Source organism: Teredinibacter franksiae (genome assembly GCF_014218805.1).
In the GTDB taxonomy this organism is placed as follows: Bacteria; Pseudomonadota; Gammaproteobacteria; order Pseudomonadales; family Cellvibrionaceae; genus Teredinibacter; species Teredinibacter franksiae.
This window is the reverse complement of record NZ_JACJUV010000001.1, coordinates 483,217-509,147: the sequence shown is the minus strand read 5'-3', so window position 1 is coordinate 509,147 and position 25,931 is coordinate 483,217. Positions and strand designations below refer to the sequence as shown.

The window sequence follows — 25,931 nt, the reverse complement described above, 5'->3', positions numbered from 1 at the left end:
AGGAGATGATTATGTTAAGACACCTCACAGCCGGGGGGCTGTTGTGTTTTCTTGTGTTTCTTTCTGCTTGCTCCTCCATGAACAGCAAAGTAGGAGGGGTGCTCAACCTCGATACCGATTTGAAATTAATTGTGAGTGCAGATTCCGATGTTAATCCCGATGAGTCTGGCAAACCCTCTCCGGTATTCGTACGCTTGTATGAGCTTAAGGATACCAAAATGCTCGATAAAGCCGATTTTCTAGCGGTTTACGAGCGCGATGAAGAGGTACTGGGTAAAGACTTAATTGCCAAGCAAGAGCTAAAACGCCTAGCGCCGGGTGATAGTCGCGAAGAGCAGTTTGTGCTTAATCCAGAAACGCAATACATCGCGTTATATGCAGAATTTTTTAACTACAAAAACGCTGGTTACAAAGTGGTTGTTCCTATAACAACCAACAATATTCTGCGGAATGCGGTCAAAATTCGCCTTTCAGGCAATCGCATCTTTCTGGAAAATAAATAACGAGAAGCCCGTATGTCACTAGAAAGTAAGGTTGTCTGGAAAGAGGGGATGTTTTTAAACCCGCAGCACTTTCAGCAGCAAGAACGTTATTTCGAGCGCTATATAAATCATCGTCTCGATGCCACTGCAGAATTTCATTGGGGGGTTCAGGAGTTTGAGATAGACCAGCAGTTGCTGAAGCTTGGCAAAATTTCTGTGATAAAAGCCCGTGGCGTATTACCCGATGGCACGCCCTTTAGTGCACCCGATGTAGACGATGTGCCGCCGGTGATGGATGTGCCAGTAAACACGGTGAATTGCCCTGTCTATATCGCCGTGCCCCTGCGTCGACCGGGCGCGGTTGATGTGTTGCCGGAAGATAGCATGCAAGGTTTGGCTCGTTACTATTCTACTGAGCATGAAATACGTGATGTAACCAAAGAGGGTGGTGAAGCACACAAACTGGATATAGGTAAGCTGCGACTGAAGTTGTTATTGGAAACCGATGACCGCAGTGGCTATGCCTGCATTGGCGTACTAAAAGTGGCAGAAATACGTGATGACCAAGAGGTTTTTCTTGATGATCAGTTTATTCTTTCCTGTTTGGATTGTCGCTGTTCTTCAAGGCTTACGGGGTTTCTAACGGAAGTTGTGGGGTTGCTTAATCAGCGAGGCCAGGCTATCGCAGGCCGGCTTGCGGATACGGCGCGTGGTGGCACCGCCGAAATTGCCGATTACATGATGCTGCAGTTCCTTAACCGTGTAGAGCCGCTGGTGCGTCACTTATCGCAGGTGCAGGGGCTTCATCCGTTACAACTGTATCGTGAAATTATTCAAATTGCCGGTGAAATCAGTACATTCACCAACAGCGATAAGCGGCCGGCCGAATTTCCGTCTTACTTACATCAAAACTTACAATTGTCGTTTACCGGTTTAATGAATGCGATGCGCTCCAGTTTGTCGATGGTGTATGAGCAATCAGCCATTTCATTGCCGTTAGTAGAGAAGAAATACGGCATTCGGGTGTCTGAAATTGCAGATCGAACACTCATCACATCAGCTTCTTATGTGCTCGCCGTTAGGGCCGATGTGGCGGAAGAGGTTGTACGTACCCGTTTACCTGCACAAATAAAAATTGGCCCGGTAGAGCGTATTCGCCAATTAGTGAATGCGGCTATGCCCGGTATTGAAATAAAACCTTTACCTGTAGCGCCACGTCAAATTCCGTTTCGTTCTGGTTATAGCTATTTCGAACTTGAAAAACAAACGCCTCTTTGGCGTGAGCTAGCAACCTCTGGCGGATTTGCTGTTCATGTGGGGGGTGATTTCCCCGGAATTGAATTGGAATTTTGGGCAATACGACAATAATTGGGGCCAGTCATGTCGAATAACGATAAAACAGTTTTCCGTCAGCCCACGCCAGGAGGTGATCGTTCTGGCGGAGACCGCACAGTTATGCGTCCGCGACCGGGTGCCGCACGCGGTGGTCAGCGAGCGGGAGCAGGGCAGGGGCAGAATGTTCCTCGGCATACCTCAGCCGCACCCGTGGCCGATGTACAAGCGGCGGATTTTGCCAAGGGTAAAGGCCTAAACCCGCTGGTTAATCTGGCCAGTACCTTGATTGCCGTATACGAAAAAACGCGACATTCCATGACCCATGTTGACCCCGCCGGGTTGCACAACCGTCTCTGTAATGAGTTGCGCACGTTTGAAGCCGGGGCGCGAGAGGCGGGTATTCGTCAGGAAATTACGCTTTCTGCCCGTTACATACTGTGCTCGATGCTCGATGAATCCGTTTTAAATACACCTTGGGGAAGCGAGAGCGCATGGGCGCAGCGAACACTGCTTTCTGTGTTCCACAACGAAACATCGGGCGGCGAAAAGTTTTTCCAAATTTTAGACCGCATGCGGCAATCGCCTGCCGAAAATATCGATATGCTCGAGTTTTTTTACGTGTGCTTAAGCATGGGCTTTGAGGGCAAATACCGTTTAATGGCAAGGGGGCGAGATGCAATTGAGCAAATTCGTGATGACTTGTTTACCATTATTCGTCGTTACCGAGGTGAATACGAACGCGATCTAGCCACCAGTTGGCAGGGGTTGGGCAAAACCAGTAAAACACTCGCTGAGTATGTGCCTGTTTGGGTAGCGGTAACGGTAGTAGTTGCTTTAATGCTGTTTGGGTTTTCAGGGTTTCGTTATTGGTTGTGGGAACGAGCAACCCCTGTTGTTGAGCAGCTGGACGTTATTGTTGCAGAGCAACCCGAAGAAACGAAAAACACCCAGAATAAATAAAACTGACACTATCTTTTTGCTGGTGGTATTTATGCCGCCATGGCCGTAAACATACGATATGAAAAAATTTACTTCTGTTATTTTCAGCCCCGCCTTTATTACTGCAATGGCATTGCTGCTTATTGCGCTACTTATTTGGTTTGCCGGGCCCTATACCAAATTTGGTGAAAGCAATACGGCTCCGTTGGCGAGCACTACAGCCAGGCTTGTTTGTATTCTCATATTAGTGGGTATTTGGGGGCTTAATAACCTACGCATTCAATGGCGGGCGAAGAAACAAAATAACAGCCTGGTAGACGATATTCAGAAAAACCAGAAAGAAACTACCACGGGTTCTTCTTCGCAGGTGGTGGAGGAAATCCAACAAATTAATCAACGTTTTGGCCAGGCGTTGGCAACCTTAAAGAAACGCAAATTTGGTGGCAATGGTCAAAAAGCACTTTATGAGCTGCCTTGGTACATTATTGTAGGCCCCCCAGGTTCGGGTAAAACTACGGCTCTTGTTAATTCTGGCTTGGATTTTCCGTTAGCGGAAAAATTTGGTAAAGGTGCGCTGCAGGGCGTGGGCGGTACTCGAAACTGCGACTGGTGGTTTACCAACGAAGCCGTACTTATCGATACCGCAGGTCGCTACACAACCCAAGATAGTCACCGAGTGGTTGATAGCTCGGCCTGGGAAGGTTTTCTTGGTTTGCTCAAGCGTAATCGCCGTCGACGGCCCATTAATGGTGCTGTAGTGGCCATAAGCCTACAAGACTTGTTAATACAAACCGAAGACGAGCGCATCCAAAACGCGAAAACAATTCGCTCGCGCTTAGATGAATTAATGCAAAAGCTGCAGATTCGTTTTCCTGTTTATTTAATGTTTACTAAATCCGATTTGGTTTCGGGCTTTTCGGAGTTTTTTGAAGACCTTAATCGCGATGACCGAGAACAAGTATGGGGGGTATCGCTACCCAATGCGCCAAAGGCAAATCAAAGCCCAAACTTCGACTATATTTCGGAGCAGCTTGATCAGCTAACAGAGCGGCTATACGACCGTGTACTGTGGCGAATGCATCAGGAGCGCGACCCTAAACGCCGTGGCGCTATATACGGTTTCCCCCAGCAGATGGAAAACCTACAAAATCTTGTAGATTCCTTCACCCGCCAAACATTTTCGCAAAATCGTTATCAGTTTCAACCCTATTTGCGTGGCGTATATTTTTCCAGCGGAACCCAAGACGGCACACCGATTGATCGGTTGATGTCCTCCGTATCTGCCAATTTTGGTTTCGCCCGCGATTCCGCGCAACTGGCGCAACAGCAGGGCAAAAGCTTTTTCCTTTCTCGCTTGTTTCGCGATGTGGTTTTTCCTGAATCTGAACTGGTTGGTTCTAATATTGGCTACGAGCGTTTTATACGTTGGGCGCAGCGGGCTACTTATGCCACGCTTGCCGTTGTTATGGTGGCTACTGGTTTGGTATGGAGTGGTGCGCTTACCCGGCAAACGCTTTCTATGAATGAAGTGAATGGGTACCTTGAAGAATTTTCGGCAGAAGAGAAAAAAGTAAAAGACTGGAACAAAGACGTTCGTGTGGTCTTGCCACCACTTAATGCTCTGGCCAAAGCCAGTATTGTCTACGATCAGGAAGAGCACCCTTGGTTGTCGGGCATGGGGCTTTACGATAGCCGTATAGATGAGAAAGCGAATAAAGCTTACGAACTGAAATTGCGTGAGTTGTTATTGCCTCGATTGGTAGACGATCTGGAGCGTGCGCTTAAACAAGGTCATAAAGGCGGAGATTTATACAACACATTCCGTATCTATATGATGTTTGAGCGGCTCGACAAAATGGAGCCTGAGCTGGTTAAAGAGTGGTTTCACGCGCAGTGGGATGCGGGCCTACAAGGTGAGGCAACCCGTCGTCAACAGTTAAAAGCTCACCTCGATCAACTGTTGGCTTTGCCATTAGCGCCATTGGAGCTTAATCAGCGATTAGTGGCTGATACACGCACTACACTTTTACGCGTGCCGGTATCGCAGCGCATATACGAGCGCGCGAAGAATAACCCTGAATACGGTTATCCGGTCGATATGCTTAATCAGTTCGGTGAATCGGTTCGTTCCTATTTTAAAACCGAAGGTAAAACACTTTCAATTCCAGCGCTATACACTATTGGTGTGTATGAGAATCTCGACTTTTCTGCTGAATCACCGTTAATTGCCGATATAGAAAATGAACGCTGGTTACTGGCGCAAGACGAAAAAGAGCGTGTTGACTTTATTCAAGAAGATCTAGGTGAAATCAGTAAAGAAGTCAAAGAACTTTACTTAGCCGAATACGCTAGTACTTGGGCAAGGTTGTTCAAAAATCTTGACGTTAAATCGTTTTCGAGTATTAACCAAGTTAACGATGCATTGATGAGTTTTGCCGACCCGGTATATTCACCATTACGGGCCATTCTTCAGGTAGGCAAAGAGCATACGCAGCTTACTATGCCCGTATTGCAAGACCTTGCTGCCGGCGATGAAGGCAATAGCAAGAGTAAAATGGGGCGTTTAAAATCCTTTGCTGCCAGTAAAGTAGAAACTACACGGGTTGATAAACAGTTTCGTGAACTACATTTAATGCTGCACGAATCTCGCAGTGGGCTTACGCCCGTTGATGGCGCTATGCAAAAGGTGCAGCAATTGCAGGAGTTCGTTTCTGAGGTGGCCATGTCGCCAGACCCGGCTAAAAAATCGTTCGATATCGCCAAAGCACGCTTTCAAAGCGGTGGCGGAAATGCCATTACGTCGCTACGTGCTTATGCGAAAAATCAGCCTGAGCCGGTAGAGCGGTGGTTAACCACCTTAGCCGACGAAACGTGGAAGGTTATATTGGGTTCTGCCCGCCAGTATGTAAATGTTGAATGGAACGCCCAGGTATACACGAGCTATAGGCAGGGCTTGGCTGGCCGGTATCCGCTGAACGGTGGCAGTGCAGATGAAATGGCCATGTTTGATTTTGCTGCGTTCTTTAAGCCCGCAGGTACGTTGGACCTGTTTTACAAAGACTATATAGCGGCTTTTATCGATACCCGCAAAAACTGGTCGAACAAAGTTGTTGATAAGTACAGCATTGGCTTTTCTAATAAAACGTTGAGGCAGGTACGCCGGGGGCTGAATATTAAGAATGTACTATTTAGAACCAATGCAGAAACACCTGAGATACAACTGGAGTTGCGTCCTTATCGAATGAAAGAAAACCACGCTCGTTTTGTATTAGAGCTGGGCGACGAGCGGCTTATTTATAAGCATGGGCCAAAGTTTTGGAAAAATATTAACTGGTCTGGTGCCAGCGACAATAATCGCATAAGAGTCATTTTTGAAGACCTTAACGACGCAGTACATGATCGCTCTTTTACCGGGCCATGGTCTTGGTTTCACTTAATGGATTCTGCTGACATTGAAAAAACCAACCGCGCTAATGTGTATAACATTGGCTTCAAAGTAATGGACGGTAATAACGAACAGCACCGTATTCTGTATCAGGGGAAGGCGAAGAGCGTGAACAATCCAATGGATCGCTCTTGGCTTACCTCTTTCCGGTGTCCGGAGTCAATTTAGTGTCTGCGTTCACTACAGGTTTTTTTGGCAAGCTTCCTTCCCACGGCGATTTTATCAGCCGGGAACTTCCGTCCCAGTTTATCGATATCTGGGACAACTGGTTGCAGTTGTTTGTTAGTTCCACCCAAACGCAATTGGGTGAAGACTGGCTAGATATTTACCTTACCAGCCCCATCTGGCGTTTTGTGTTAAGTGAGGGCGTAATTGATGAAAACAATTGGGCGGGCATACTTCTGCCAAGTGTCGATCGCGTGGGTCGCTATTTCCCCTTTTCAATTGTTTCGCCTATTCCACCGGGAACAAACCCGGTAGCGGTATTGTGTGAGCAAACAGCATGGTTCGACACCATGGAAGAGTTTGCTCTGCAGGCTCTTGAGGGTGAAATGGATATTGAAGCCTTACTTGAAGACATTAATAGTGCGGCGATAGTGGCCAACCCCGCTTACACTAAAACGGAAAATCTTTTTGGTGGTGCTAACCCAGTGTCGCCACTGCTGGTTCGTCAACAAGGTGAAGACCTCTCACCTCTTGCAGGCTTACCAGCGCTACTGGACGCCAGTCTCCGAAATTCCTATGCCAGTTACAGCATGTGGTCTACTCGGGGCTCTGAATTTGTTGAACCCTGCTTGTTTGTTGGTCGTGGCTTGCCCGTCACAACCGCTAGTGCCGCTATGCTCGAAGGCCAGTGGCAAAACTGGGACTGGCCCGAACCCTACTATTTAAACCCGCTGAGCTACGAAGAAGAATCGAATCCCAATGAGTGATACTGAATTTCGTCCGATCGACTGGCATGGTGCTAGCGCGACAGACGTAGGATGCGTACGAGAAGTTAACGAAGACACCCTGATAATGCGTCCGGAGATTAGCCTATGGGCTGTCGCCGACGGTATGGGTGGCCATGAGGTGGGCGACATTGCCTCACAAAAAGTGGCCGAGTTATTGAACACACTGGAAAATACTGATCGACTCAGTGATTTAGTCGACGAAGTCGACGATGCCTTAATTCAAGCTAATCAGGAAATTCTAGAATATTCGGAAGAAAAGCTTAATGGCGGATCCATGGGCAGTACCGTGGTGTTATTCGCTACCCGTGGTCGGGTAGGGGTCTGCCTATGGGTGGGAGACTCACGCTTATACCGCTATCGCGGAGGTGTTTTGTCGCAGCTTTCACGTGACCATAGTCAGGTGGAAGAGCTGGTGCAAATGGGTATGCTCACAACGGAGCAGGCCATTGACCACCCCGACAGCCATGTTATTACCCGCGCCGTTGGCGGTGAAAACGAAGTGTTTGTCGATACCACTATTTTTAGTCTGCAAATTGGCGATACCTTTTTGTTATGCAGTGATGGGCTCTACAACGCTATTGAATACACCGACATGGAAGAGTGCTTGGCGTGGCGAAATGGGCAAGACGCGGCCGAAGAGCTGATGCGTCGCGCATTAGCGAGCAAGGCTAGAGATAATGTTTCACTTATTGTACTGAAAGGTGAGCCAGGGAGCTGTTAGAGATCGATATGGATACACCCGAAGATACTGACAAAACAAAGATAAAAACGCGTGTGGCGGCTAAAAAACCGCTGGACGGAGAGGGTAAGCAAACGCCCGCAAAAACACCGCTGGAGGCTCCGGGGGATGCAACGGTTATAAAAAGGTCGCCGCGTCCAGCATCGCCATCACCTGACGCAACTGTAGTTAAAAAAGCCGCTAAGCGGCCATTATCCGATAGCGATAAAACACGCATAGCCAGCCATGCGCAGCAAAAACAACGGCAAATTAATCGAGCGCTACAAGAAAAGGGCATACCGCAGGCGCCGACCAAAACCAGAACCGCTGCACGCCCCAAAGCCCAATCGGCTGCCGGTGATCAAACTAAAATTCAGCCAAAAGTCCAACCAAAGGCAAGGCCTCCTGCTGGCGACAAAACCCAGTTTAATCCCGGCCGGCGTACGCCAGCGGCCGCGCCAGCCTCTGGCGGTCATGGTGCACCTAAGGGTTTGTCGCTAGAGCCAGGTCAAACAAACCCTTCGGTTTCCGCCTCCACCCCGCGTAAGCACATATTAAAAAATCGATTTATTTTTGAAGAAATGCTCGGTGCTGGCGGCATGGGGATGGTGTACAAAGCTAAAGACCTACTGAAAGTAGAAGCGCAGGACCGCGACCCCTACGTTGCGATAAAAGTATTGGGTGACGACTTTAAATCTCATCCCGAAGCCTTTATTGCTCTGCAGAGAGAGTCACGAAAAACCCAAAAAATTGCCCACCCCAACATCGTAAACGTATTCGACTTCGACAAAGACGGCGATAGCGTTTTTATGACCATGGAGTTTCTCGACGGAAAACCACTCGACAAACTTATTAGCCAATACAAGGCAACTGGCCTGCCGGAAGAAGATGCTTGGCGGGTATTAGAAGGTATATGTGCGGCATTAATGTACGCCCACGGTGAAAACATCATTCACTCAGACTTTAAGCCCGGCAATATTTTTGTGACCGGTAAAGGCCTTGCCAAAGTGTTTGATTTTGGTATTGCGCGCGCGGTAGCGGCGACAGAAACACATGAAGATGACCCAGAGGATAAAACCGTATTTGATGCCGGCAACTTAGGCGCCTTAACCCCGGCATACGCCAGTAAAGAAATGCTGGAAGGCTTAGAGCCTGATGTACGCGACGATATATATGCGCTGGGTTGTATAGCCTACGAAATGTTTACCGGTCGTCACCCCTTCGATAGAGTTCACGCAAATGAAGCAGCTCGGTTGGGCCTAAAACCCGAGCGCATTCCCCAGCTAAGGAAAAACCAATGGAAAGCGTTGGAAAAAGCACTGGCTTTCGAAAGGGAAGGGCGTGCATCTAGCGTAGAAGAGTTTTGGGGCATGATGACGCAGTTGCGTCAATCCTATTTTAAGGCGGGTGTCGTTACCGTCGTAATTCTTGCGTTGCTCACCACGGTTGGTTATTTATATATGGGGGGGAATAACGGCCCCACCATTTCAGAAGACGACGTGCGTAGCGAAATTGAAATGCAGCTGCGTGTAGAGCAGCACAGAGCAAATATTACCAGCCTGCTTAAAACACTGGAGTTTACTCGTACCTGGGAGGCCGACCTTCTGCTGGAGGTAGAAGAACTAACCTCCATGGTGGGTGAAAATGACGAATGGCTACAAGCTCGTACCCCGGAAATTTACCAGCAATATTTGCAAAAAATTACGGTATTTATACAGCAAGAAGATATGGCTAATGCGGCTCGCCTCTTGGAGAATGCGCCGAGGTATGCCGGCGACTTAGATGCACTTAGTACATTGACTGAACAATACGAGCTAACGCTAAAATCAATAGAAAAAAGACTGGCCGACGTAGAAGAACGTGATCGTTTGGCAAAGAAACGGGCGACGAATGTAGCGGTACAAAAAGCGGAAGAGAAGAAAAAGCGCGATGTGTTCGACCAGGCCATGACCAACGTAACCGAACAAACATCATGCCGAAGCGGTTTGAATATGCGTGATTTTAAAATCGCCGTGACCAAACTGAGAGAAGTTGACATGTCTCGTTACAGAAAAAATGAAGGCGGTATTGTAACCGCGCTTTCGGCCTGTATCTCGCGTATTGGTCGCTCATTCCCCGAGCGTGCAAATGAGTATAAAAAGCAAGCTATACGGTTGTTTCCTAAAAACAATGCGGTTCAGTCCATTGCTATTATTCCGAAAGACCCGTGTGACCTCTCGTTAGCTGGCTTGGGCGCCAGAGGTAAGCGTGCCAGTTGTAGAGATCGGTTAGCAGGAGAAGAGAAAGGCCCCACATTAGTGGTTATTCCCGCTAAGGGAAGCGTGAAGGCTTTCGCAATAGGTAAATACGAAGTAACCGTAGAAGAATACAATCAATATTGTACCTCCAGTGGTAATTGCACAGCCAATGTAAATACTAACCTGGAGTTTCCCGTAACGAATATTAGCCCTAGAGATGTAAAGGGCTACCTGCGCTGGGTAAGTGAAAAGGCGAAAAGAAAATATCGACTGCCCACCCGTGCTGAGTGGGAATATGCCGCTCGCGCGCAACGAGGCAAGCTCGACTCCAATCGAAACTGCAAACTTAATTCGCGCGGTATACAAAAAGGTGATTCGCTTATTAAAGCCGATGTAGGCGTTCAGAATCGTTGGGGGTTGGTTAATCATGTGGGCAACGTCAGGGAGTTGGTTGCCGATAGGGGGGGAGAAATTGTTGCTGTGGGTGGTTCTTATCAAACCGCAATGGAAGACTGCAGCGTAAATCTTGCCGAAACAGTAAGTGGTGCCGACAAATATACCGGTTTCCGTCTACTCAGAGAAATTGTGGAACGATAACTAAATGTCACAAAATCACAGTTATTCCGAAATGATTCGCGAACTTTCACGCGCGTATTACAACAGAAGTTTGTCTACAGAAGAGTATCGTGCACAGCGCAGGCACATACTTAACGCAGTAGACCAAGAATACAATGGTGTTGAAACGGAGGGCGGTGACGAAAATGAAGTGCTCACCAGTAAAGGTAACAGCATGACAACTGTTTTCTACGGGCCTACAGATACACAACCAAATTTTACAAAATAAACCCCAATTTATAGAGGTTAACTTATGGACTTGATTAAATTTTTCCAAACGGGCGGGCCGTTTATGTACGCCATTTTAGCCGTAATGGCACTTGGTTTGGCTATTGCTTTGGAAAGACTCATTTATCTTCTCTCTACTCAGGCAAAAACCAATAAGGTATGGAAAGGTATTACGCCTATGCTAAAAGCAAACGACTTGGAGAGGGCCGAGCTGGCGGTGAGTCGTACGAATACGCCACTCGCACGTGTACTGGTGTACGGTTTTTCTCGGAAGAAGAGTAGTGCTAAGCGTGAGCTAATCGAGTCGGCAATGGACGAGGGCATAATGGAAGTTGTTCCCGAGCTGGAGCAGCGTACCCACTACCTTGCGACCCTGGCCAATATTGCAACGCTCTTGGGGCTGTTAGGAACAATTATCGGGCTAATACAGGCTTTTACGGCTGTTGCTAACGCCGACCCCGCTGAAAAAGCTGACATGCTGTCGGCGAGTATTTCGGTAGCTATGAATACCACCGCCTTCGGCCTTACCGCTGCCATTCCGCTTATCCTTATTCATTCATACCTCTCTACCAAAACAGTTCGCCTTGTCGATAATATTGAAATGGCGGCGGTAAAGTGCCTCAACTTAATGACCGATGAATAAGGCCGCTAGGGCGTAGTAATGAAACGAATACGAAAAAACCGAATGCAGGAAACAGTAGAGCTGAATATCACGGCTTTCCTGAATCTTATGGTTATTCTCGTTCCATTTTTGTTGATAACGGCAGTATTTTCCAGAATGACAGTGCTGGAGTTAAACCTGCCATCGTTAGACGCGAAACAAAAAGAAAACGAAGAAATAAAGCTGCAGCTTCAGGTGCGCATTACTGAAAACAGTTTGATTATACAAGACGCGATTCTTGGTCAAATGAAAGAGGTGGCACGCAACCCTGAAAGTGGTGAGTTTAACTGGAATATATTTGCCGATGTACTTATCGAAATTAAAACCCGGTTTCCACAAGAAAAGAATATTTCGCTGCTTATGGACCCCGCTGTTAAATACAGAACAATGATAGAGGTGATGGACCATGTTCGCTATGCAGAAGTTGTACAGGTTGCAACACTAGAGCTGGTAGAGCTGTTTCCCAATGTGTCCATCGGTGATGCACCAAAGGAAGAGCAAGCCGGAGAAGTAGATGCTGCGGTAACCGAGGAGGCTAAATAGATGCAATTATCTAAGCGCGCACGGCGTATGGAGCGCAATCATAAACTGCAGAAGAAGCCTGCACTTAACCTTGTATCGTTGATGGATATTTTCACCATATTGGTATTCTTTCTGTTGGTTAACTCATCGAACACGCAACAACTACCCAGCGCAAAAGATTTGACGTTACCGTCTTCCATTGCCACCAAAGCACCAAAAGAAACGGTGGTGATTGTAATAACCCGCGACGATATTTTAGTGCAGGGTAGGCGGGTAGCCACCATTGCTGAGTTGCAAAGCAGCGAAGAAGAAACTATTCCAGCGTTGAACAAAGAACTGGAATATCAGGCTTCGTTAGGGTTTATTTCCCCGGTAAACGAAAAGGCTGGTAGAGCGGTAACCATTATGGGTGATGAAAATATCCCCTATGCGTTAGTAAGAAAAATACTCAAAACTTGTCAGCAGGCTAATTATCGAAAAATCGCTTTTGCTGCCAATCAAAAAGCCAAAAGTAAATCATAAAAGAAAACTATCGGATGACGAACACGACTTACCGATCAATAACTCTGGACTGGCAACCCGCCTCAAAGCGCACTGAGCGGCTGTTTGTGCTGGTGCTGCTCGCTGTATTTTCAGTCGCTATTATTACCGCGGCAATAATCAGCAACGTAGACGTGCCAGAACCAGAGCGCAAAAAAAGGTCACCTCTACCCGATCGGGTAGCGCAGTTTATTGAAGAGCGGCCAAAACCAACCCCACCGCCTCCACCACCGCCACCCCCCCCACCGCCGAAACCCAAGCCTACGGTGGCCAGGCAGGTAGAGAAGGTAGATGAAAAACCGCTTACCGAAGTTGAAAAGAAAGCCCGCGACAAAGCCGCCGACAGCGGGTTACTGGCGCTGGGCCACGAACTGGCTGATTTAATAGACACGAGTGCCGTAGATGATTTGGTCAATGGCGACCTAAAAGAAAGCAAAGGCGAAACCAAAGCTGCAAGCCTTGGCACCGAAACCTTACTGGCCGGTGCCGGAGAGGGTAGTGGCGGCATTAACGACGGCGATTATGTGGCTGGTATTGGTACCACAGGGATCTCTCGTCATGAAGTCGCACTGGTTAAGCAGTCTTTATTTAAAGAAGACGCCGACGGTAACATAGCGGCCGCCGGCAGCAGCGGCCAACAACGTGAACGAGGCGATAACGTTCGCTCCGAAGAAGAAATCACCTTGGTGTTCGACCAACACAAAGGTTCACTGTATTCCATCTACAACCGAGAACGCCGCAAAAAACCGGGCCTAAAAGGCAAAATTGTACTGGAGCTAACCATCTCGCCGGAGGGAAAAGTAACGGCGGCTCGTATCGTTTCGAGCGAACTCAACGATCCATCCCTAGAGCGACGATTGTTGGCGCGGGTGAAAATGTTTAAGTTCCAGGAAAAGAGTGTAGAGCCGGTCACCGTTGTGTTTCCGGTGGAGTTTTTACCTTCGTAGGACCACGTTTACACGATAGTAATCGTTTATATTTGCTGTCGAGAGAATAATATGAATAGACGTGGTGTTTGCTAGCGCGTTGTTAGCCGTACTCAAATTCAGTACAGCATTACAAGGAGAAAAGAGAATGCTTCAAGCTAGCTGACTAAAGGCCCAGGAGGGTGTGCTTCATACAATGGTAGGTACCTCCGGAGGAAAGCAAGGTAAGTGTTCTAATCAGGCGCTATCAGTTTTGTTTGCAGTTATGGAAAGGGGTTTCCCCGCGCTATGGAATTAGGTTCACGCATACGGCCTGATGACCAATCATATCCATTTCCTGGCGACGCCAGAGCATCCTCATAGCTTATCGAATACCTTAAAAGTAGTTGGTAGCCGCTATGCACAGTACGTGAATTGGCAATGCAGCAGAAGGGGCACTTTATGATAGGGTCGTCATCGTTCAACTTTGCTGTAAAGTGAAAAGTGTTTAATGCTCTGTTACTGGTATATTGAACTAAACCCAGTAGGAGCTAACATGGTGCGCCGGGCTACAAACGGTCTAGCTACGAAGTAAGTGCCTGCGGGAGCGTTTCCTGGCTCACTCCCCATGACGAGTACATGAAGTTGGCCGCTGAAGATAGCGTAAGGCGGCGCGTATACAGAGAGCTCTTTTGCGAAACACTGAATGCGAAAGACGTACACAAAGTTCGGCAGAGTGTGCAATATAGCCACCCAGTAAGAGATGATCGATTTTGCCAAGAAATCGAAGAAAAGTACGGCATTAATCTGGGGGTGAAGAAGCGAGGGCGATCTTGCAAAAGTCAGAGTAGATGAGAATTTAGTCCCTCCGTCCTCTTTCTTTTTCCGATGAGCAATGAGAAAAAGCCCACTGCTCAACGAGCAGTGGGCTTTTGTGTTTAAAACTCGCAATTAACAACTCTTCCTTAGCGGTTGAACTAACGTTTACCCGTAGGCAAGCCAGAAGCGGCATCCCGTGGTGATAAAACACTCGATTTCATCTCAATACGGTTAACGCGAATACGGGTTGTACACTGCGTAGTTTTCGTATCGATCTTTTTGCCGCCTACACAGCTTTTAGCGATGCGCTCTATTTCTGCGGTTGCTGCCACTGGGGTTGGGCCGCCGCCGTTACCGCCGGCAAGGCCACCATGGCCTTCGCAAAGCGCAGGGGCAACAATGCCCACACCACCAGCACCACCAGAATAAGAGAAGATTTGGCCATCGGTACATACTATGGCGTAGTAGTTATTGGCAAGGTTATATACGGTGTAGGCCGATGCGACAGGAGCCATAAATGCCCCAAAGCTAATAACCATAGTCAATGCGCTTAATTTTACGTTCAAAGCAAATTTTTTCATTGTGGGCCTCCTCAGGCGTACATCTTTTAGTTCGTTAAATGTTTTATTCACTGTGTGCTTATAGATGTGTCGTAACGAGTTCTATCAGGGTTCAAACTTTTTTATTGTATTTACAGCTTTTTAAAAACGTAGCCCGTGGAGCAATAATCATTTGGTTGATCGACTAACGGCTGTTTTTATGGCTAGAGTTGTGGTCGGTGGCTTTTAAGCTGCCGCTAGATCGAGTGAAATCCGGCAAGGGCGCGTACGGTAGAGAATGCCAGCCAGTATTCCTGGCCTAGCTACCAAGGCAATGCCATTGGCAGGTAAGCCCCGCTGCTCACCCTGTATCCGGTTTTTATGCAGGTGGGTAGTTCGGGTGGGGCGCGTTCCGGTCACTTTTTATCGACAGTATGGGGCACTTGAGCTAAATAACGATGAAGCGCATAGTTATGCTTTTGGTTTTTATGTTTATTATGGGGTGTTCGGAATTGAATGCGATTGATGAAATAGAAAATGCCTGGCAGTCAACGGTTCATAGCAAAACAGAAAGTATGGAAAGGGAGGGGGCGCTAGTATTGGCTCGGCTGGTGAAAGAGTATGAAGTCATTCTGGATATATTCGGCAAAAACAAAAAGGGGAGACTATACCCTTTTCTAAGGCTAGCGAGGTGTTTGAAATATCTTCTATGGATATTCAGTTTATATTGGCTGAATCAGATTATCGGGGAGGGGGGTTGAAAGCTCAAAAAGCGTTGAGAATTTCTTTATTCTATTGCAGGAGTAAGGGCATAGATTTTGGTTTCGCTTCGTGTCTGAAAAACCAATGACTTGACGCTATTAGTCTTCGTCAGTTGGTGGGTCTAAAGATGGATCAGGTTGAACTAAAGGTATTTGTTCACTTTGATCTACAGTGCCTTCAAGAATAGACAGTTGGGCGAGGGCGCCGGAATTGATTTGGTCAGCATACTCACCTTTAGCAGGTAGTAATTCTTGCAACGCATCAGCACAATCTTCCGCACACTCATCATCTTGGTTATAAAGATCTACTTCGGCTAAAAACGGGCTGTCGTATGCGGTGTCATAATTGTTGTCATTGGGTTCGGGTGGCGAGTGTTGTGCTTCCCATGTTGCAACGATAAGATCTCGTTCCGTGATTTCCAATATTATTTCATCGTCCTCTTGCTGCTCCACTTTGCTTTTCTCTGCGGTATCAACTTTAATTTGGGCGCTACTCGAATTGCTTGCGCTATTTAGTGTGCTGTCCACATTATGGTTCTTTCTTGGTTCGATAGTGTGCTGGATATTGTGTACCGTTATATCATCGAATATTTCACTTTTATTCATGCGGTTTAGGTAATGGCTAGCTACCCCGATAACGCTGAATATTGCAGTCAAAACAGACAAGATAACTAGTTTTTTATTGAAAATATGCATATGAATTGCCATAAGAGCGTGCGACAAAAATGTCGCACGCTACCAATTTATTACGCTCGATTAATCGATAAGTGTTACGCGACAGGCGGATGCATTGTACTGGTTCCAAGATAGTACGGCGAAATTTGCGTTGGTGTCACCTAGGTTTGACCAGTTGGAATAGCGGCCATCCGTAAAGTAGCAGGACCAAGCCTGCATGATATGCTGTGTACCATTGTTGCCGGTTGTGCCCTGAGTGTCGCCATCCAAATCGCGCCAATTACCATTGCTAGCGTTATAAAAAAGTAGAGATTCGCGTGACGCTGTGCGCCGATTTCCGTCCCAGTTGTACATTGAAATACGCACTTTACAGCCGTCTATATCCCCACACAGAGCACTAACTCTTGATTCGGGAATGTTGTAAGTGTAGCCGCGCGTATAGGCAGAATACGTTGAGGTGTCAGAGGCTTGCACCTCAGCGGCTGTTAATAAAGCGAGTGTGGATAGCGCTCCACAGAATAGACCTAATTTCATATTAATTTCCTTTTAAATGTGTGTAGATTATTCGTAAAATAATCTACAGCTAGGTATGCCGCATCAGTTACATCGGAAAATTATTTGAATAGCTTCAGGTTTTTTGAAGAGTCTTGATCATGATATTTTCCTTATATCGTATTGGTGCGGTTCGAGGATTTCCTGCGTAATCCAAGCAGGCGGGTGCAGTATATATAAGCGAGTACGTTGTGAAAGGTTGTAGCGCGACACAATTCCACTGTTGGTGGAAATAACGGGTGTTTGTGATTAGTTCACAAAAAAATAGTAATTAAATCACAAGCAATAAGTAACTATGCCGACTTTGATTTTCGGTAAGTGCGAATTGATTATTCTGGTTGATTGTAAAGTTCACGAACAGACTTAGTGAAGTGAATTAGTGGGTTGAATTAACGGGGAATGAATCATTGACGCTGCGCGCCAAGCCAGTTGATTTAGTAGCGCTTTAATCATCAAATCGTAAAATTATTTAATAGAGCGTGCCTGTGGCACGTTTGCTTCGGCTTTATGTTGCCGGTTGTGTGCGGTATGTGATCCGGCCTAGAAATAATCACTAAGTCTGTTTTTATGTGGCGAATGCCAGCCAGTATTCCTGGGCTAACGGCCAAGGCAATGCCATTGGCAGGTAAGCCCCGCTACTCACCCTGTATCCGGTTTATATGCAGGTGGGTAGTTGCGGGTGGGTAGTACGGGTGGGTAGTGCGGGTGGCGCCCCCCCGTTCACTTTTATCGACAGAGTGGAGGCGCGTGAGCTAAGTGTAGCTGTTGACGCAACCCATAAAGGCTTGGGTGCTAGGTGATGAGCGTTTTAACGCGCTTTTCGGGGTTGCAGGTGGTTAGAACTCGGTGCCAGTCGAGCGGGGCGGAGGCGGGAAGTCGGCGGTTTTTCGTGGCGCTTAGAATCAGAGACTCTTACCCTGCTGGTCCACTGACCTTCATCCCCACCCTTGCAACGATTAAAAAGCTTGATTTAAATGGTGCGCCAATTATAATTGGCGTTAAATCTATTTATGCCAATTATAGTTTGCGATATGACCAAGTATTACCTGTCAGAACCCGCCTGTGAATTGCTGCAGGAGCTGGGTAAAAACCTTGAAATCGCCATCGATACCCGTGAGTCCAAAATGGCGTTTGCCCAGCGGGTAGGGGTGTCGCGGGAGACTATTCGTAAAATGTGCCAGGGTAAGCCGGGATTGGATTGGGGCGTGTTAATAGCCTCGCTTGATGCTTTGGGGCTGTTAGACCACCTAAGGGATGTGGGCACGCCCGAAAAAGACCAGTTGGGGCAGTCTATACGTGTTGGGCGGGTGTCAGCTAACAGCGTTACCTTAGATTCTGACTTTTAAAGGCGATACCCATGCTGGTTAAAGAAGCCTATGTGTTCGTAAACCTACAGGGAGAAGACGTAGTCGCTGGTAAAGTACAGCACCATCGCGAGAACCGAGGGTTGGAGCGCTTTTACTTTGTCTACGGCCAGTCGTACCTCAAGCGAACAAATGCCTTCTCATTAGACCCGCGCCAACTGCCGTTAAGCACACGCACCTTTATACTCAATGCCTTACCTTTAGCTATTCAGGACTCTGGCCCAGATGAATTCGGTCGAATGCTATACGCCCGCACCATAGGCGAGGCAAGCTCACCGTTGGATTATCATATCGCTAACGGGCCGTTTGGCGTGGGTGCACTGGCGTTAAGTGAAAGCTTGCAGCTCGAAGAGCGCTCTCTGTTGGTAAAATTTGATGCCTTAGACGATATCGCCAAAGCACTCAAAATGCTGGCTGCGAGTAAACCGCTTCCAGAAAGATTAGAAAACCTGCTTCACCCTGGTTCAAGCTTGCCAGGCGCAAGACCAAAAGCACTACTAATCGACGATGAAGGCGACCAATGGATAGCGAAGTTTGGTCGCGACAACGATATATTCGATATTCAAATCGCCGAAGCTGCTGCAATGTCGGCCGCACAAACCTGTGGCATTCGAGTTGCGGAGCACAGGCTTGAAAAAATACGAGGGCAAACGGTATACCTCACTAAACGGTTCGACCGCGAGCAAAAAATACGGCATCACTTTTTATCGGCCTATACCTTAATGGGGGGAGCGAATGCCAACACCGAAAATTATTACCAAACATATGCCTATCCACGCCTGGCCGAACTGACACATCGAGTTTCTAGAGAACCACAGGAAGACTGCCGTGAACTTTTTAAACGAATGGTCTTTAACGCACTGTGCGCAAACAAAGACGACCATCTGAAAAATCACGGTTTTTTAATGGGCATTAAAAACACCTACCGCTTGTCTCCAGCCTACGACATAGTGCCCGGTGCAGGCGCTGGGGATCACGCTATCGGTTTGGGCGGGCAGGGTGCGCAAGCAACTCGTGAAAACCTTCTGTCTAAATGTGCCGCTTTTAAGTTGGGTAAGCAGGAAGCCGAGAAGATCATGCACGACATAAAACCTGCGGTAACCCAGATTGTTGAGCGTGCTAAAAATTTAGGCATGAAAGAGGGTGAGCTTGCGGTATTAAAGGCGCGGCTGGAAAAAGTTGAGGCTAGTTAAGGTTTTACTGCATTGCCCTAGGTCATGCTTGTTCACCGTCCTAAATGAATTTCTCCAAATACCTTAACAGATCTCGTAATGCGCCTTCTAGTGTTTGCGTTTGAGTCGTAGTTTTCGGCCCTTTGCTAGCGGTAGTAACGCTGATGGCTTGTTTGTCTTTATCGATTATTTTTTTACCTGCTTGCGGTAGTTCCAAGTGCCAGCATTTATCTTCAATTATTAGCCGGTCAATGTAAATTTCGCCCTGTGCGGGCTTTTTATAGCGAATATTTTTGATTTCACGGGTCATGCCCATCAGGGCTGTTTCGAATTCCCGTAGTTTGCCAGCGTTAACGCTGGAGTAGGGGATATCCAATACGTTTTTATTTTTATAGTCTGCTTCGCTTACGCAGTGTAGCGAAACTTTTTTGCTCTCTTTGTAGAGCGCTTCAATCTTATCTTTCATGGCCCGCTTGCATTTTTCTTGGCCTTCAATTTTTTTAGCGTAATACACTTCTTCCACAGAGCGGCCAGCGGCTGCGTATCCCCAGCCTCTGGCGGAACGCAGTGTTGCTACCGATGTGGCGTTGGGGTAGGCGCCACAGTTGTTGTACATGATGCGTGTTTGGTCTTCGAAGGTGCGTAATGTGCTGGATATGTCGCACTTGTTTATGCCAGCATAAGTCATCGCTAGTTTTATAACGTCTTCTGTAAAGCTGGAAAGTACTTTGCGTGCGTTTGTACGGTATACGATTTGTTTGGGGCCTGTGGCGTGCACATGTGCGCCTGATTTGGCAAGGCCGTATTTTTTGGCCGTATCGGCAACGGTCGATTTGTTCATGCCGCTAATTTTGGCCAGAAGTACTTTTTCAGAGCGGCCGTTTGGGTCTATGCGTTGGTCGGGTTTTTTAAGCTTTACAATATGGCGCTGGTATTTTTCTATCGCGGTTTTGGTTTTTTTACCACAACTACCGTCGGCTGTGAGTATGTCGAGGCGCATATCTTCTGTTGCCAACAGTGATAGCAGTTCTTGAATAAATTTAACATCGTTTCTTTTGTTAATGCCACCTGCCCCAACCGAGCCGCTAATAAACATGGGTTATTCTCCGCTTTCGCTACTGTGGTACTGTAAAGTGAAAAATCTAAGTTCAGGGTTACCGGATAGTTTAAAAATATGCTTTTTCCCGTGTAAGTCCATGATGGGCAAAGTAAAGGCGTCTGTATTTAGGCGAGGGTTCATTTTAAGTCGGGGAGCGAGTTTTTGAATGAATACATCACTAGTGCCTTGGTTGCGTAGAATGTGTAATACCCAGTTAGCCAAAACGTCGGCTGACACTGGTTTGGTGTAGTGCAGGCTGGCAATACCTTTTACGGCTTCGTCGACGATATACAGTGCGCGGTTATCAATTATTTCGGCTTTAATTTGATGAATAACTTTGGTGCTTTTATTTACGGGTGTGAGCTTATCCGGGCTTTCAGTTACGGGGGGGGGGTTGTGTGGTTTGGCCGCTTGTTCAGCTTCTTTTGCGCATCCACTGTTGGAAAGCGCTAGCAGTATAAATGTAGGTAAGATGGCTCTGATCTTCATCTTTCGCTGCTCCAATTAGTGTAAGGGCGCTTGCCAGCGGTAGTGTAATACGAATGTAAACAACGGGCTGGAGGATTTTTTTAATACTAGGGTGTGGGTGTCTGTTGGGCCCGTCAGTTCAATGGGTTCATCCAGTACCAGTGGTTGTTTGGCTTTTAACTGTTTAACCAATTCATTTACTTTGCTTTCATCTTGTACATCAGCTCTTGGGGTAAGAGCCGTAACAAAGCGCTGAACAAGTTGTGTATCTGGGGTTGTCGTGGCTCGAATCAGGTAATGCGCATTAAGAGAGAGTTCGCAGGTACCGTATTCGGCCAGTATCTGGTCACCGTTGGCAAACGAGACATTGAGTACGCCGGTATCGGTATAGTTGTTACTGTCAACCGCCTCGGGTAGGTTTGTGAGTCGCTCTGGCGGTAACGTCGTTACGAGGCATTCTTCGGCGTAGGTACAAGCGGCAAGTAAGGTGAGGGTAGTAGCAAAAAAATAGCGCAGCAACATGTTTGGCTCCACAGATAAGTAGGCTCCCATAATAGGGAAGGCCGACGGCTGTTTCAATCAATAGGTTTGTGCTTTGGGATAGGTTTCTATTTGTTTCTAAATGGGAATAGCTGCGTTAGGGAGCTGTTAAATGAATGTCTGCGCCGTTTTTTCAAATATTCTTTACATCAGTTTGTGTAGGTGCCCTGTAGGTAATCTCTTGGTTTTCCTGTACATGCCCACTGCAGTGTATGGGGAATTTTACGGTCCTCACCTTCCTCCTATTCAGTCGCTCCGGCGAACACGAGGGGCTAGTGTTTGGGGTGCGTTAAAAATAGATGCCCGCGTGCGCGGGTATGACCTGTTTTAGGTCTGCTTTACGCTCGTTTAATGCAAGCGGTGATGTACATAGGGTTAAATCAATTGACTAGATTTCTCCAAGCACTTACGCGTGTATTCCAATTAATAGGGCGCTAACGTTAGTGTCCGATAGCCCGTGTTTTTTGTTGCGCCTCGATAGTGTCGAAAAACTGCCGCTCTCCCGGCCGCCCTGTAAAACTGTGTAATCCGCAATAAACTCTGTGCGCCATGGTTATGGGTAATTGTTATCAAATGTTAAATCGCACATTTATCGTTCGTTTTGGTGGCTGTTGTCGGCTAATACATTACTCAAATATGGTATAAATAGCGCCTTTCGCAATAAGTGCAGAAGTCTATCTGCGTTTAGCTCCCAGAAGCATTAATCCTCCGTCGTTAACGAGTAACCATATCGGTGGCAAAGCCGTTGATATGACCATCAAATGGACGGGTACCATCAAAGTAAAGAAAAAAGAGGGCGCTAGCGTGCCGGTTACCTATTCGCTAAACGTAAACGCCAATACGGTTTTGCACGCCATTGGAGAGTACTATGGGGTAAAAAAACTAAAAACCGATGCACCACATTGGTCATATAATGGACGCTAAAATGAAGCTGCTCCTGCTTGTGCTCTCTGCTTTTGTAGTGATGTCGTGCTCATACCCCACGCAATCATCTCTGGATATAGAAGAGAGCAGCGTTGGCTGGATGCACGGCAATTGCTTGGCAATAATGAACACCAATATTGTTTTGCCACACCCGCTGATGTTGTTGCGCGTTGACCATAAGGTAGAAATTGATAAAGCAATGATCATTGAAAAAGCAACCTCTGGCGAAGAGTGTTACCCGTTGATGGATGACAGAGAAAAAATAAATACAGAAGCGGGGTATTCCTTTTACAAGGTCAAATCTAAAACGCCCGTTAATTTAGCGCTTGGTGTTTTGGGTGAAGGTGGTGTGGTTAACCTAAAACCTGCCTACTGCAATACTACCGAGGGGCTAAAGTTTTCATTGTATGAAAACGATTCGGTTGTTTGGGAAGGCTACTACTACCTTGGTTATGAATCTGAGCCAACCTGCGAGTAATAACGTTAGCAGCGCACTTATTGCACGGTGGCTTGAATCGGCCTCGTTCAATATAAGCGCAGGCTAAGCATGAGGTAAAGCCAATAATTCCCGCGTTCGCAACCGGAGCGGGCTGTGTGTGAGGTGTTTTATAATTGCCTAAGCGGGAGTGCGAACGCACACGGCTGTTCACGCTGCAATGTTGTTACTCGGGCATAATGCTATGCGCGGCGGGTGTTTCTAGTGTCCGTTTTCTTTTGGGGTTCTCAACTTTTCACCGATAAAGTCTCACCAGGGGGCGGTTTCTAGGCTCTGTTCCCATACCTTTTTTGTTGGATAGCGCGCCAAAAAATAATCATTTATATGCCAGCAATGTAAAACATTGTGAGTGGTGTTGGGTATTTGACGTTTGTGAGTGAACCCTAACCGCTAACCCCTTTTGTTTGTTGAAAACTTCGGTTAACACGACAACGGTTGAATTGATCACAAAGAGATCGATTGAGTGACCGATGGCCGGAAAATATCTTGGTAAATATGGTATAAATAGCCCCTTTCGTAATAAGCGCGGATGTTCTTCTGCGTTTAATTCATAAGTATTAAACAAGGAAAGGTGGCGTCATGATATCTTCGTATATGGGTGTGGTTAAGCAAGCAGCAATAAGGCTTGCACTTATTACCGCGGTGGTTGGTTTGGCTGCTTGTGGTGGGGGAGACAAAAAAAATAAACCCACGCCGACATTGGTGCCCACCCAAGCCCCCGATACAACCCCCGCCGATTTTTCTTTTACTCTGCCGCAAGCCACTTTTGGGGTAGGCGAAGAGGCCACCAGTGACAGCATCACCATTACCGGTTTAGACACCCTAACGGATATTTCTATTTCGGCCGGTGGTGAATACGCCATCGACGGCGGTAGCTTTACCAGCGCTGCAGGGCAAATCGCGAATAATCAAACGCTAGTAGTAAGAGCCATGGCAGGTGCAAATTTTGATGATGCCGTTGCGGTAACCGTTAATATCGGTACTGAGAGTCAGACCTTTACGGTGGTTACAGAGCCAGCCGATACAACCCCCACTGATTTTTCTTTTACCTTACCTCAGCTCAATTATGAGCGTGGAGAGCTTGCCACTACCACAAGCATAACCATTACCGGGCTAAACACCCTTGCTGATATTTCTGTTTCTGCTGGTGGAGAATATTCTGTAGATGGAGGGAGTTTTACCAGTGCCGCAGGGCAAATAGCCAACGACCAAACGTTGGCGGTGCGTGTAACCGCTGGTGCAAACTTTGATGAAACGTTGAATGTCACCGTTAATATAGGTACTGCTAGCCAGACTTTTTCTGTGGTGACAGAAGCGCAGGACACAACGCCAGAGGTGTTTAGTTTTACCGACGCAGTCGATGCTGTATTTGCCAGTACCGTTGAATCTAATTCAATTTCCATTACGGCCATTAACGATGCAGCACCTATTAGTATTACCGGTGGTGAATATTCCATTGCGGGTGGAGCTTTTGTATCGGTTGCGGGTACGGTTTCTTCTGAGCAAGAGGTTATCGTAAGAGGCATTGCCCCCACATTAGCTTCAGCGACACAGAATGTTGTGTTGACGGTGGGTGGTGTTAGCGATACGTTTTCCATTGCTTCACCGGTTGATAACACGCCGCCCGTTGCAGAAATATATTTTCCTACTCAGGTGGGTTTAACCGATCAAGCGGAACTGCAGGTGCGTGGTGTGGCTACGGATGACATGAGCAGTATTACGGCGATAACAGTAAACGGTATAGATGCAGCAAGTTCAGATGATTTTGCCAACTGGCAAGTTACCGTGCCTCTGGCGCTTGGCGATACTGAAATTGCTGTTATCGCGACTGATGCAGTGGGTAATAGCAGTGAAGTAGAAGTATTGGCGACTATTACGCGTCGTGATGATTTAACAGGGGCCTTTCCGTTGAATGATTATGATGTAGTCAATCTGTATGCATTGAAGTTCATCGATAACTATCAAACCCTCGTGGCGGCGGAGCGATATAGGAAAATCTACAAAATGAACCCACAAACAGGAGAGCTTAGCGTTTTCTCTAATGGTGAAGACCCGCTTAATGATAATGATACGCTGAATAATCGTGTGTTTCGCTTGGCCTATTTTGATAACTTGCCTGAGCCAAGATTGTTTTGTTTGGGGAAGGATATCCATGAGATTGATCTAGAAACGGGCGAGAGAACACTCTTTGCTGAAACGGCTTTTAATGACCCGGAAGAATCTATTGATTCGATAAGGCGGTCTGATGAATATAAAGGCATAGCTTCGGATTCTTCATACATGTTGGCGCATAATGGTGGGGGAATATTATTCAAGGTGAATCTTGCTTCTGCGCAACGTAATGTGGTTTCTGATCCGGCGAATGTTGATCAGGGGCATACCTTTGGAAGTGGCTATAGCTCTATATCAATTGCTCCTGCTGGCGGGGTTGTGTATGCAACTACAGGTGGTATTTCGGACTCTACTCTATCGGTCGATTTAGAGACAGGTTTCCGTACTTTCATTTCAGGAGAAGATGTGCCAGAGGGGAACTCTGTGATTTCTACCCCGTATGATACCGAAATCAGTGGTGATGAAACGCGCATGTATATTACCGGCGCGATAGACCATAGCACCCTGAAGGAGATTCGAGTAATGAATTTGCAGGCAGGTGAAGATTATGGGCGCACCACTGCTATTCGTTCAGAATTACCGCCAGGTCAAATCCCGCATTATGATATGGAACTCTGGGAGGCGCGGGGGCTTGTGTATGTTAATGATTTCAAATCAGTTGCTGTAGTCGATTTAGTGACGGGCGATGCTGTTATTTTATTTAAATACGCCTTTTAAAGCTAAAAAATTTTATAGAGAAAACGAAACCAACCGATTGGGAAACGAGTGCGCCATGAGAGAGTTACCGACGCAGAGCAAAAAAAATGGAAAAGCAACTAAAAAGATAATGG

General features: G+C 47.0%; 23 protein-coding genes. 17 read left to right on the top strand and 6 right to left on the bottom strand.

The features are described from left to right. The first annotated feature begins 11 nt into the window (after positions 1-11). The 12 genes from tssJ to H5336_RS01990 are packed head-to-tail and all read left to right on the top strand — an operon-like array spanning position 12 to position 13,622. Positions 12-503: a type VI secretion system lipoprotein TssJ gene (gene tssJ / locus H5336_RS02045; protein WP_185230943.1), complete on the top strand. Its 492-nt coding sequence runs from the start codon at positions 12-14 to the stop codon at positions 501-503. A gap of 12 nt (positions 504-515) precedes the next feature. Then, entirely contained in the window at positions 516-1,850 is a 1,335-nt protein-coding gene (gene tssK, locus H5336_RS02040) for a type VI secretion system baseplate subunit TssK (protein WP_185230941.1), read from the top strand. 12 nt (positions 1,851-1,862) lie between these two features. Next, positions 1,863-2,777: a type IVB secretion system protein IcmH/DotU gene (gene icmH, locus H5336_RS02035; protein WP_185230939.1), complete on the top strand. Its 915-nt coding sequence runs from the start codon at positions 1,863-1,865 to the stop codon at positions 2,775-2,777. A 58-nt stretch (positions 2,778-2,835) separates the two neighbouring features. Next, complete coding sequence (gene tssM / locus H5336_RS02030; protein ID WP_185230937.1) at positions 2,836-6,369, top strand: type VI secretion system membrane subunit TssM; 3,534 nt, start codon at positions 2,836-2,838, stop codon at positions 6,367-6,369. Continuing rightward, positions 6,369-7,133 carry a type VI secretion system-associated protein TagF gene (gene tagF, locus H5336_RS02025; protein WP_185230935.1) on the top strand — a complete coding sequence of 255 codons (765 nt, stop codon included), beginning with the start codon at positions 6,369-6,371 and terminating at the stop codon, positions 7,131-7,133. Before tssM ends, tagF begins: the two co-directional genes overlap by 1 nt. Further along, positions 7,126-7,875, top strand: a complete 750-nt coding sequence (locus H5336_RS02020) for a PP2C family protein-serine/threonine phosphatase (protein WP_185230933.1) — start codon at positions 7,126-7,128, stop codon at positions 7,873-7,875. Before tagF ends, H5336_RS02020 begins: the two co-directional genes overlap by 8 nt. Positions 7,876-7,883: 8 nt before the next feature. Then, positions 7,884-10,706: a bifunctional serine/threonine-protein kinase/formylglycine-generating enzyme family protein gene (locus H5336_RS02015; RefSeq protein WP_185230931.1), complete on the top strand. Its 2,823-nt coding sequence runs from the start codon at positions 7,884-7,886 to the stop codon at positions 10,704-10,706. Positions 10,707-10,710: 4 nt separating this feature from the next. Further along, positions 10,711-10,953: a hypothetical protein gene (locus H5336_RS02010; protein WP_185230929.1), complete on the top strand. Its 243-nt coding sequence runs from the start codon at positions 10,711-10,713 to the stop codon at positions 10,951-10,953. A 24-nt stretch (positions 10,954-10,977) separates the two neighbouring features. Continuing rightward, on the top strand, positions 10,978-11,595 hold the full coding sequence (locus tag H5336_RS02005) for a MotA/TolQ/ExbB proton channel family protein (protein ID WP_185230927.1): 618 nt from the start codon (positions 10,978-10,980) through the stop codon (positions 11,593-11,595). An 18-nt stretch (positions 11,596-11,613) separates the two neighbouring features. Further along, complete coding sequence (locus tag H5336_RS02000; RefSeq protein WP_185230925.1) at positions 11,614-12,156, top strand: ExbD/TolR family protein; 543 nt, start codon at positions 11,614-11,616, stop codon at positions 12,154-12,156. Next, the gene (locus H5336_RS01995) at positions 12,157-12,657 is read left to right on the top strand and encodes an ExbD/TolR family protein (protein WP_185230923.1); all 501 of its coding nucleotides are present in this window, start codon (positions 12,157-12,159) and stop codon (positions 12,655-12,657) included. It begins immediately after the preceding gene. Between the two features lie 14 nt (positions 12,658-12,671). Continuing rightward, complete coding sequence (locus H5336_RS01990; RefSeq protein WP_185230921.1) at positions 12,672-13,622, top strand: AgmX/PglI C-terminal domain-containing protein; 951 nt, start codon at positions 12,672-12,674, stop codon at positions 13,620-13,622. Positions 13,623-14,557: 935 nt separating this feature from the next. Here H5336_RS01990 and H5336_RS01985 read toward each other — a convergent pair. From H5336_RS01985 to H5336_RS01975, 3 genes are all read right to left on the bottom strand, one after another. Continuing rightward, positions 14,558-14,980, bottom strand: a complete 423-nt coding sequence (locus H5336_RS01985; protein WP_185230919.1) for a hypothetical protein — start codon at positions 14,978-14,980, stop codon at positions 14,558-14,560. 818 nt (positions 14,981-15,798) lie between these two features. Then, positions 15,799-16,395, bottom strand: coding sequence for a hypothetical protein (locus H5336_RS01980; RefSeq protein WP_185230917.1), 597 nt, complete (start codon positions 16,393-16,395; stop codon positions 15,799-15,801). Positions 16,396-16,455: 60 nt separating this feature from the next. Beyond that, positions 16,456-16,908: a DEAD/DEAH box helicase family protein gene (locus tag H5336_RS01975; RefSeq protein ID WP_185230915.1), complete on the bottom strand. Its 453-nt coding sequence runs from the start codon at positions 16,906-16,908 to the stop codon at positions 16,456-16,458. 1,049 nt (positions 16,909-17,957) lie between these two features. Between H5336_RS01975 and H5336_RS01970 the strand changes: the two genes are divergently transcribed. Both H5336_RS01970 and H5336_RS01965 read left to right on the top strand, forming a co-directional pair. Next, positions 17,958-18,272, top strand: a complete 315-nt coding sequence (locus tag H5336_RS01970; protein ID WP_185230913.1) for a helix-turn-helix domain-containing protein — start codon at positions 17,958-17,960, stop codon at positions 18,270-18,272. Positions 18,273-18,283: 11 nt separating this feature from the next. Then, positions 18,284-19,483 carry a type II toxin-antitoxin system HipA family toxin gene (locus tag H5336_RS01965; RefSeq protein ID WP_185230911.1) on the top strand — a complete coding sequence of 400 codons (1,200 nt, stop codon included), beginning with the start codon at positions 18,284-18,286 and terminating at the stop codon, positions 19,481-19,483. Positions 19,484-19,523: 40 nt separating this feature from the next. Here H5336_RS01965 and H5336_RS01960 read toward each other — a convergent pair whose 3' ends face one another. From H5336_RS01960 to H5336_RS01950, 3 genes are read right to left on the bottom strand one after another with little or no spacing between them, the layout of a single operon-like run. Then, positions 19,524-20,558, bottom strand: a complete 1,035-nt coding sequence (locus H5336_RS01960; RefSeq protein WP_185230908.1) for a peptidoglycan-binding domain-containing protein — start codon at positions 20,556-20,558, stop codon at positions 19,524-19,526. Between the two features lie 3 nt (positions 20,559-20,561). Further along, on the bottom strand, positions 20,562-21,050 hold the full coding sequence (locus H5336_RS01955; protein ID WP_185230906.1) for a hypothetical protein: 489 nt from the start codon (positions 21,048-21,050) through the stop codon (positions 20,562-20,564). A gap of 15 nt (positions 21,051-21,065) precedes the next feature. Then, complete coding sequence (locus H5336_RS01950) at positions 21,066-21,551, bottom strand: hypothetical protein (protein ID WP_185230904.1); 486 nt, start codon at positions 21,549-21,551, stop codon at positions 21,066-21,068. Between the two features lie 768 nt (positions 21,552-22,319). Between H5336_RS01950 and H5336_RS01945 the strand changes: the two genes are divergently transcribed. The 3 genes from H5336_RS01945 (at position 22,320) to H5336_RS01935 (ending at position 25,818) form a co-directional block, all read left to right on the top strand. Then, positions 22,320-22,493, top strand: coding sequence for a hypothetical protein (locus tag H5336_RS01945; protein WP_246439000.1), 174 nt, complete (start codon positions 22,320-22,322; stop codon positions 22,491-22,493). A 1-nt stretch (position 22,494) separates the two neighbouring features. Beyond that, complete coding sequence (locus H5336_RS01940) at positions 22,495-22,971, top strand: hypothetical protein (protein ID WP_185230902.1); 477 nt, start codon at positions 22,495-22,497, stop codon at positions 22,969-22,971. A gap of 597 nt (positions 22,972-23,568) precedes the next feature. Next, positions 23,569-25,818 (top strand): autotransporter outer membrane beta-barrel domain-containing protein, encoded by a 2,250-nt coding sequence (locus H5336_RS01935; protein ID WP_185230900.1) that lies wholly within the window; start codon positions 23,569-23,571, stop codon positions 25,816-25,818. Positions 25,819-25,931 lie beyond the last annotated feature (113 nt).